The 7,928-nt window shown below is 68.0% G+C and carries 11 protein-coding genes; 9 read left to right on the top strand and 2 right to left on the bottom strand.

Annotated features, from left to right (window positions below; genetic code table 11):
• Window positions 1-510 precede the first annotated feature (510 nt).
• Entirely contained in the window at window positions 511-1,032 is a 522-nt protein-coding gene (locus tag ACLQ29_RS26595) for a hypothetical protein (RefSeq protein ID WP_425774173.1), read from the top strand.
• Here the strand turns inward: ACLQ29_RS26595 and ACLQ29_RS26590 are convergent.
• Together ACLQ29_RS26590 and ACLQ29_RS26585 are read right to left on the bottom strand one after the other, a co-directional pair.
• Window positions 1,029-1,568, bottom strand: a complete 540-nt coding sequence (locus tag ACLQ29_RS26590; RefSeq protein WP_425774172.1) for a kinase — start codon at window positions 1,566-1,568, stop codon at window positions 1,029-1,031. The two genes, ACLQ29_RS26595 and ACLQ29_RS26590, sit on opposite strands and share 4 nt — an antisense overlap.
• On the bottom strand, window positions 1,565-2,422 hold the full coding sequence (locus tag ACLQ29_RS26585; RefSeq protein WP_425774171.1) for a GntR family transcriptional regulator: 858 nt from the start codon (window positions 2,420-2,422) through the stop codon (window positions 1,565-1,567). Before ACLQ29_RS26585 ends, ACLQ29_RS26590 begins: the two co-directional genes overlap by 4 nt.
• 450 nt (window positions 2,423-2,872) lie before the next feature.
• Between ACLQ29_RS26585 and ACLQ29_RS26580 the strand changes: the two genes are divergently transcribed.
• The 8 genes from ACLQ29_RS26580 (at window position 2,873) to ACLQ29_RS26545 (ending at window position 7,825) form a co-directional block, all read left to right on the top strand.
• Window positions 2,873-3,118, top strand: coding sequence for a DUF6284 family protein (locus tag ACLQ29_RS26580; protein ID WP_425774170.1), 246 nt, complete (start codon window positions 2,873-2,875; stop codon window positions 3,116-3,118).
• Entirely contained in the window at window positions 3,118-3,492 is a 375-nt protein-coding gene (locus ACLQ29_RS26575) for an RRQRL motif-containing zinc-binding protein (protein ID WP_425774169.1), read from the top strand. Before ACLQ29_RS26580 ends, ACLQ29_RS26575 begins: the two co-directional genes overlap by 1 nt.
• The gene (locus ACLQ29_RS26570; protein ID WP_425774168.1) at window positions 3,489-3,650 is read left to right on the top strand and encodes a hypothetical protein; all 162 of its coding nucleotides are present in this window, start codon (window positions 3,489-3,491) and stop codon (window positions 3,648-3,650) included. The genes ACLQ29_RS26575 and ACLQ29_RS26570 overlap by 4 nt, the downstream gene beginning before the upstream one ends.
• 17 nt (window positions 3,651-3,667) lie before the next feature.
• Window positions 3,668-4,822: a hypothetical protein gene (locus ACLQ29_RS26565; protein WP_425774167.1), complete on the top strand. Its 1,155-nt coding sequence runs from the start codon at window positions 3,668-3,670 to the stop codon at window positions 4,820-4,822.
• A 9-nt stretch (window positions 4,823-4,831) separates the two neighbouring features.
• Window positions 4,832-4,993, top strand: coding sequence for a hypothetical protein (locus ACLQ29_RS26560; protein WP_425774166.1), 162 nt, complete (start codon window positions 4,832-4,834; stop codon window positions 4,991-4,993).
• Window positions 4,994-5,086: 93 nt separating this feature from the next.
• Window positions 5,087-5,239 (top strand): hypothetical protein, encoded by a 153-nt coding sequence (locus ACLQ29_RS26555; RefSeq protein WP_425774165.1) that lies wholly within the window; start codon window positions 5,087-5,089, stop codon window positions 5,237-5,239.
• Between the two features lie 81 nt (window positions 5,240-5,320).
• Entirely contained in the window at window positions 5,321-5,491 is a 171-nt protein-coding gene (locus ACLQ29_RS26550; RefSeq protein WP_425774164.1) for a hypothetical protein, read from the top strand.
• A gap of 90 nt (window positions 5,492-5,581) precedes the next feature.
• The gene (locus ACLQ29_RS26545) at window positions 5,582-7,825 is read left to right on the top strand and encodes a cell division protein FtsK (protein WP_425774163.1); all 2,244 of its coding nucleotides are present in this window, start codon (window positions 5,582-5,584) and stop codon (window positions 7,823-7,825) included.
• Window positions 7,826-7,928 lie beyond the last annotated feature (103 nt).

The raw sequence follows: 7,928 nt of genomic DNA, 5'->3' as shown, positions 1-7,928 counted from the left end.
CCCGAGGCGAACCCGCCACCCGCCAACAACGCCTCACCTTCAACACACCCGACTGACAGCAAAGTGAAACGCGCTCTCAGGGCGGCGGTACTCGCCAGCCGATCCTCCACCGGGCTGCCGTTGCCTCGCCCGGTTCCACTCCTCCCACGGCCAGCCAGAGCTGATGCAGAAGGTGGAGAGAACCCCCTGTCGGGCTAGCCAAACTTTGCCGCCCATTTGCCGCGACGAGTGAGACGCGGCGGCCCCGAGCGAGACGAAGTGAGACTGACTCGCCATTCACAGAAACGCCCCCCGGCCAGCGTTCGCGCTGGTCAGGGGGCGTTTTTGCTGTCCAGAGGGGCGGAGGGTGTGGGATTCGAACCCACGAAGACATCGCTGCCTTACCGGTTTTCAAGACCACGCGTGTCACGGCGCTGACCTGGGGATATGCAGTGTTGCCTACGTCTGCCGACACGAATCCGGCACAACGCGCCCCCCGCGACCATGATCCCGTAGGTAGTCTCCGCTGTCATGATCGCGCCGCCCCTCGCCTCACGCTCGTGGAAACTCCGCGCCGCAGTGGCCGCCGCTGTCGTGCTCGCGTCGTGCCTTGCGATCCCAGTTGGCTGGGCGGCAGTGAAGACGGCAGGAGCGGGCCGAGGTGAGGCGACCCCGGTTGCTGCTGCTGATGCCTACTTGCTGGCAGCGTTCGCCGAGTACGGCGACGGGCTCGGCGTAGAGCGTTGCCTCTGCGACAGTCGCCGCGACGCTCTGTTGGAAGAAACGAACAAAATGCGTGAGCAACTCGCGGCGACCGGCAAGAGCATCAAAGTGGAGTCGTCCGACTGGCGAGAAGTCGACGCGGACGGCACTGTCTCTGTACAGATACATCTACGATTTACCGACGTTGCTGCCAGCGGAGGGCCGATCTTTATCGTCGGCAAAAGCCATGAATGGCGCTTCAAGACTAAGCACGAACGGGGCCTTGACTCAGGTTGGAAAGTCTGCCGCATCGACGCTCCGCCGCTGTGTGGTACCCATATTCGCTGTTAGTGGCGCTTGTGCTCTTTCTCCATTGCAAGCAGGATGGCCCTTGCGGCATTGTCGGGATCGACTGCACCGGTATCAATGCGCAAATCTGCCTCTACGTTTTCGGTCGCATCCCACGCGCTTAGTCGAGCAGGCACATCACCCGTGTTCCGCCCGCGCATTCGCTGTTCAGCTACATCCCGGGCGCACCAGAGATACACCACTAGCCAAGCGATGGAATAGTCAGCGTTCTTCACGGCTTCGATGGCCTTGCTCTGTCCGAGGTGCAGTACCGGCACCCCGGAATCCGAATGCCTTGACAGGCCGGCGCGGTCGACCGCGTAAACCGCACCATACCTACGATTCTCCCAAACGATTTCGCCCCTGTCAGCTAGGTTCGCCAATTCGGATTCGCTGATCATCCGGTAGCCCTCGGTGCGCCCACCGCCGACCTTCAACCGCTCGAAGAGTGAGCAACGCGTGTCGGCCAAGTGGAGGGCTTGCGTCACTGTGTCTTTGCCGGCTGCGGGTGGCCCGTAGAGAATGATGCCTGCTCTCACTGCTTGACCTCGCTGCCCATCACCTCACGGAGAAGCGCTCTTGCCTGCGCCTTGAGTGGTGCACTAGAGACACAGTTCTTGATCAGCATGTGCGGAACCTGCGGCCGGAAATCCAGATCTATACGGCCAAGGTAGCCATTCCAATTTGCCAGCTTCGCTGCATCACGGGCAGCTCCCCGACGGCGGATATAGGTCTGCATGCTGCTTTCGTCACAGTAGACCCAAACAAACGTAACGCTAGCGTTCTTGTCAGCAAAGGACGACTGTGCACGTTCCAGCCAAGCCGAATCATTGAACTCGGCGACGAAAGGCGCGGTAATGATAGCGCTATTGCCGCAAGCGACGTTTTCGGCAGCGGCTTCCATCAGGGCTTCATATTCTCGCGGCCTCAGCAGTTTTAGATACTGCTCCGATTCGCGGTCATGCGGAGAAAGCCCAATAAGCTCTAGTGCGGCCTCTAGGACTGGACGTGTCAACGTGTCCTTATCCAGCATAGGCCAGCCTGTTTCGCGAGCCAGTATCCTGCCCAGCTCTGTCTTGCCGCTACCTGCGTACCCGCCGACGATCAGAACGCGCGGAGACTGAAGGCGGATCTCGTTCTTCTTGTTCTGATCCGGCGCGTTCACCACGCGCTTAGAGCGAGATTTGCTGACTACTAGTCCTTCGGCTGCCAATAGCTGCATGGCCTCGGTGATAGTGAAGACGCTTACGCCCCATTGGGCGGCAAGCTCGCGGGTCGAATCAAGCACCTGGCCATCCCGAAGTGCGCCCGACTCGATGTCGTTGCGGATGGTCCGGGCCACCTGTTGGTGAAGCGCCTCAGGGCGGTCCAGCCGTGGCTCAGGGGTTGGCATGACAGTCCTCTCGCGGTCAGACAGGAGCAGGGGAAGCCTACCAGCGGCCTACCAGATGGTAGGTGCCCTGCCGCTGTTGTGGCAGCTCAGACGCGAGTTTGGGCCTAACAGTTGACCTGACTGCATACCAGTTGTTAGGTTGCGTATGTCACACAGCCGGCAGGCAGCCGGGGAAGGCAGCCCCTCACGGAGCTGCGCGCCCACGAGCCTCCGCGCAGCCGTTCATTGAAAACCGAATAGCAGGAGTCGCCGCGTGGATTCGTCTGCGGCATCCCCGCCTTGAGCCACACGGTGGCCGACCCCGGTGTCTTCCCGGGCGAGCGGGGCGAGTGGGCCGGATCTGGCGCGCGGCATGGACTTCTGCCTCTTGATTCTTGTTCGCCCCGGGGTGCGGCCGATCTGGTCGCACCCCGGGGCGTCCCCCCACTTCATCGACACCGGAGGTTCCCCGTGCGTACGCACCTCGCCCTCGTTACCGCCGAACCGACCGCCGCCGAGTTGGCCGCGATCGACGCGGAGTGGCCGCTGATCGCGGCCGAGCTGGACGTCCTGGACGCCGAAATCACGCTGCTCTACGCCGAGGATCACGGCGGCCCGACCGAGCTGGACTGGCGTCGGTTGCGCCGGGCCGTGGCCCGCGTCACCCGCGCCGCCGCCGACACCGCTACCCGCACCGACCCGCTCCGCGCGGCCTGATGGCCCGCATCCGCGCCGCCTACTTCGATCCGGACGGCACGCGGTACGGCATCCCCACCTACTGGTGGCGCGGTGCCCCGCCCGGCTACGCCACCCGCCGCCAACTGACCGCCGCTGGCCTGCGTCCCGGTGGTCAGTCTGTCGCCGCTCAGGTGCTCTGGCGCGGCGTTGGGGGCACCCGCGCCGCGTACCTGTACCGGGTCGATCTGGCCGCGCCGAAGCGCACCGCGACCCCCGCGCAACGCGTCGCCATCGGCAAGGCGCTCACGGCCCGCCGTACCTGCCGGACCTGCCGTCAAGTGCGGCCCTACTTCATCCCGCGCTCGCTCGGCGAGTGCATCGACTGCGCCTATCCACAGGAGGCCGCCGCATGACCCGCACCTACACCCTTGTCGGCGCGGATGACGCCCGTTGCGCGGCCTGGCTGCACGCCGAGTCCTACCAACACCTCGTGGAGTACCTGCGCCACTACCTCGACGGCGACGTGTTCCCCGCGCACCGCGACCTGCTCGCCGACATCCTCGACCACTGACCAGGAGGTCACCCCCGATGTTTCGTCGTACGCCGGAAGACCCCGCGATCCTCGCCGCCCGCGCGGCGGCTAGCCGCGAATCCGCCGCCGCCGAGGTGGAGCGCACCCGCCTGGTGGCGCAGCTCGACCGGGAGCAGCAAGAGGCCGCCGCCGAGCACGCCCGCCGGCAGGCCATCGCCGACGAGCAGGAGCGCCGCCGCCGGCAGGCCGCCCGCCGCATCGACCGAGCCGAGGCCACCGCCCGCCGCCGCAAGGCTCGCGCGGAGTTCGCCGCGAAGCTGCGCCCGGTGCTGCCGCTACTGCTGATCAACGGCGGCGCGGCCTACGCACAGGCCGCCTACGCCTACTCCGAGATCGCCCCCGCCGCGTGGAACGGCCCGTCTCGGGTGGCGTTCGCGGTGGCGTTCTCGCTGGCGCTGGAATCCATCGCGGTCTACGTGCAGTGGCACGCCCACGATGCGCTGATGCTCAAGGCCCACGCCACCGCCGCCAGCTTGCGCCGGGCCGCGTGGGGCATCGCCGCCGTGGTCGCCGCCATCAACTACGCCCACTTCGCCAACGGCATCACGCCCACGGCGGCGGCTATCGCGTTCGCGCTGCTGTCCCTGCTCTCCCCGTGGCTGTGGGGACTGCACACCCGCCGCGCACAACATGTGCAACTGCTGGCGGAGGACGCGAGCCTGATCGATGACGCCGGGGTGGAGTTCTCCCCGAAGCGCCGCCGGATGTTCCCGATCCGCTCCCTGATGGCGGCGCGGTGGTCGATCGAGCACAACGAGCGTGACCCGCGCAAGGCGTGGGACGGCTACAACGCGGAGCGGGCCGCCCGCGCCGCCGCCCGCCAAGCCGACAAGGCCACCCGGGCGGAGAAGCCCACCGCACCGCCGACGCCGGAGGTGCCGGAGCACGCCGAGCCGGTCACCCCGACCCCGGTCACGCCGGTTCGTGAGCCGGTCCGCCCCGCGCGGGTCACGGCCCGATCCCTGACCGCCAGTGAGCGCGTCGTCGCCGCCCACATCGCCGACCCGACCGCACCCCACGGCCAGATCGCACGGGCCGCGAACGTCAGCGTGAGCACCGTCAAGCGCCACCGCCCCCACCCCGAAATCGGGTCACCATTCCGCCCGGACGCTGCGGCAACGCCGGTCAACGCCACCCCGATTGCCGCCTGAGGAGAACCGATGCTCGGCAAGAAGACCACCGTCCCGAACACGATCAGCGACCAGCAGATCAGCGACCTGACCCGCCGCGCCCAGAAGTCCAACCCGCAGATGTTCAGCGACAAAGCCATCAAGCAGCGGCTGGCCTCACAGGCACAGCAGCGCAAGGCCGACCAGAGCTAACCCCGCCCGGCGGCACGGCCACCGGCTCGCAACCTGAGCCGTGCCGCCGGTCCAACCCCTCAACCCGCATGGGATCTCAGGAGGACCACCAGTATGTCGGATCGCCAGCTCCGTGAGCAGCACGACCGGATCGTCGCCCGCAACCGGGCAGCCCGTGAGGCGCAGATGCGCGAGGCGCAGCGCCAGGCCGACGAGCGCAACCGCGCCCGCGCCGCCCGCCAGGCCGAGCAGCCCCGCAAGCGCTGACCGCTTCCACCGCCACCGGCTCATCACCCGGTGGCGGTGGTGGCCGCCAGACCCGCTGGACGGCCGGAAGGAGCACCCGTCATGGGCAAGAGCAACCAGAACCAGAACGTCGGCAAGAGCCTGATCACCCGGCGGGCCGACCTGCGCGACGCCAAGACCATCACGGCCAAAGCCGACCGGACCAAGGACCGCACGGAGCGCAAGGGCCTCGACACCGAGGCCGCCCGGCTGCGCAAGAAGCACGGGCAGTAGCGCCCGCCCGGCGGCGCGGCCCCTGGCTACCAACCTGCGCCGCGCCGCCGGCCCCCTACCGATCTCCCGACCGTTGGAGGAACCCCCATCATGACTGCCCCTGATGAGAACCGTTTCGACTGGCAGGCCGCCGAGAACGACCTGACGGACCCGACCACCGGCGGCCCGGATGCCGAGGTGGTTGACCTAGATGCCGCCCGGTCCCGCCGCGCCGGCACCGTTGACCCCGACCCCGGCCCCGACCCCGACGACCTCGACGCCGACTCGGGTGAGGGTGGGCCGGTGCTGGTGGACAGCATCGACGCGCAGCGTCGACCGCGGTTCACCCTCGCGGGGTTGCGTGACGCGCAGCGTCGGCCGATCCTGCCGGGTTGGCTGCGCTCGCGTTCTGAGTTCGCCGGGAATCTGACGTGGGCTACCGGCCTGGCCGGGCACGGGGTGCTCTACCACGGGCTGCGGGTGCCGAAGTACGGCGCGAAGTTGGCCTGGCGCGCCCCGTCCGGCCTCGGCCGGGTGGTCGGCGGGTATGTGCGCTGGCTGTTCGACCTGGAAGGCGAACCGGTCCGCCAGGCCGTGGTCCGCGCGTCCGTGACGAAGCCGGAAGAGGCCAAGACGTACGAGACGCTGTCGCGGCGCCGGGATCGGCGGGTGCGCTGGCGCGGCCTCACCGCCGTGCTGCTGTTCGTGCTGCTGGTCGTTGGCGTCGGTGGGCTGCTGCTGGCGAGCACCGCTGTTCAGGTGGCCGCGTTCGCGGTGGCGGTGGTGGTGTTCGGGGTGCTCGGTGCTCCGGCGGATCGGCCGCTGCTCGACACGGCCGTGGTGCGGACCGATGCCGCGCCGCTGACCAGTACGGAGGTGTTCACGGCCCTGGCGTCGCTGCGGATTGCGGGCATCGACGCCGCGATCCGCCGGGGTGACAACGGCAAGCGGTGGTTCCCCGCGCCGATCGCGCGGGAGAACGGCGTCGGCTGGCGCGCGGAGGTGGAGCTACCCCGAGGCGTGGTCGCCTCGGCCGTGATCGAAAAGCGCGAGGAGTTGGCGGGTGCGTTGACTCGCCCGCTGGGGTGCGTGTGGCCAACAGCCAACGCCGACGTGCACCCGGGCCGGCTGGTGCTGTTCGTCGCGGACAAGGACATGTCCCGGGCGAAGCAGAAGCCGTTCCCGCTGCTCACCTCCGGAACGGTGAACCTGTTCAAGGCCGCGCCGTTCGGCACCGACCCGCGCGGCGCGCTGGTCACCATCACCCTGATGTACGCCTCGATGATTATCGGTGCGTTGCCCCGGTTCGGGAAGACGTTCGCGCTGCGGTTGGCGTTGCTGCTGGTCGCGCTCGATCCTCGGTCGTGGGTGCTGGCGTTCGACCTCAAGGGCACCGGTGACCTGTCCCCGTTGGAGCCGGTCTGCCACGCCTACCGGGCCGGTGACGACGAGGACGACATCGTGTACCTGGTCACCGCGCTGCGTGAGGTCCACGCGGAGATGCGCCGCCGCACGAAGGTGATCCGGGACCTGCCGCGCGACCTGTGCCCCGAGAACAAAGTCACCGACGAGCTGGCGAACAACCGCAAGCTCGGATTGCACCCGATCGGCATCGGGATCGACGAGTGCCAGCGGGGGTTTGAGCACCCGAAGCACGGCCCGGAGATCGAGGAAATCTGCGAAGACCTCGTCCGCCGAGGCCCGGCCGTCGGGATCATGCTCAAGCTGGCCACCCAGCGACCGGACGCCAAGAGCCTGCCCACCGGAATCAGCGCCAACGCGGTGCTGCGGTTCTGCCTCAAAGTCATGGGACAGACCGAAAACGACATGGTGTTGGGCACCTCGATGTACCGCAACGGCATCCGGGCAACGATGTTCTCCCGCCGGGACAAGGGCATCGGCTACCTGGCCGGTGAGGGCGACGAGCCGGTCATCCTCAAGACGTTCGAGATCGACGGCCCGGCCGCCGAAGCGATCGTCGCCCGCGCCCGCAAGGCCCGCGAGCGCTACGGCAACATCACCGGCCACGCCGCCGGGGTGGTGCTCGACACCACCGCCGTACGGCGAGACACGATCCTTGAGGACGTCGCCGGGGTCATGGCCGAGGCCGAGCCGAAGCTGTGGTCGACCGTGATCGTGAAGCGTCTCGCCGCGCTGCGGGCCGACGTGTACGCCGGGTTCACCGCCGACCAGCTCCGCGAAGCGCTCAAGGTCCACGGCCTGGCGACGAAGCAGTGCTGGGGCGAGGACACCGACACCGGCGAGTCCGGCAACCGCAAGGGCTTCCACCGCGCCGACATCCTCACCGCGATCACCAAGCGTGACCGCGAGACGGGGAACGGCAAGACCGCGTAGCCCACGATCCGCCGCTAGGTCTAGCGGCCAGCCCCGCTAGACCTAGCGGCACCGCTAGCGACACAAACATTTCCTGGCCAGCGCCCTAGCACCTAGCGGCGTC

Source organism: Micromonospora sp. DT228 (genome assembly GCF_049841595.1).
Taxonomy (GTDB): Bacteria; Actinomycetota; Actinomycetes; order Mycobacteriales; family Micromonosporaceae; genus Micromonospora.
The sequence above is the reverse complement of the archived record's forward strand: the minus strand, read 5'-3'. Positions and strand labels throughout refer to the sequence as shown.

Excerpts from the sequence above, each read along its gene's own strand:
- ACLQ29_RS26595 (WP_425774173.1), top strand. The coding sequence starts at position 511 with ATGATCGCGCCGCCCCTCGCCTCACGCTCGTGGAAACTCCGCGCCGCA.
- ACLQ29_RS26585 (WP_425774171.1), bottom strand. The coding sequence starts at position 2,422 with ATGCCAACCCCTGAGCCACGGCTGGACCGCCCTGAGGCGCTTCACCAA.
- ACLQ29_RS26575 (WP_425774169.1), top strand. The coding sequence starts at position 3,118 with ATGGCCCGCATCCGCGCCGCCTACTTCGATCCGGACGGCACGCGGTAC.
- ACLQ29_RS26570 (WP_425774168.1), top strand. The coding sequence starts at position 3,489 with ATGACCCGCACCTACACCCTTGTCGGCGCGGATGACGCCCGTTGCGCG.
- ACLQ29_RS26565 (WP_425774167.1), top strand. The coding sequence starts at position 3,668 with ATGTTTCGTCGTACGCCGGAAGACCCCGCGATCCTCGCCGCCCGCGCG.
- ACLQ29_RS26560 (WP_425774166.1), top strand. The coding sequence starts at position 4,832 with ATGCTCGGCAAGAAGACCACCGTCCCGAACACGATCAGCGACCAGCAG.
- ACLQ29_RS26555 (WP_425774165.1), top strand. The coding sequence starts at position 5,087 with ATGTCGGATCGCCAGCTCCGTGAGCAGCACGACCGGATCGTCGCCCGC.
- ACLQ29_RS26550 (WP_425774164.1), top strand. The coding sequence starts at position 5,321 with ATGGGCAAGAGCAACCAGAACCAGAACGTCGGCAAGAGCCTGATCACC.
- ACLQ29_RS26545 (WP_425774163.1), top strand. The coding sequence starts at position 5,582 with ATGACTGCCCCTGATGAGAACCGTTTCGACTGGCAGGCCGCCGAGAAC.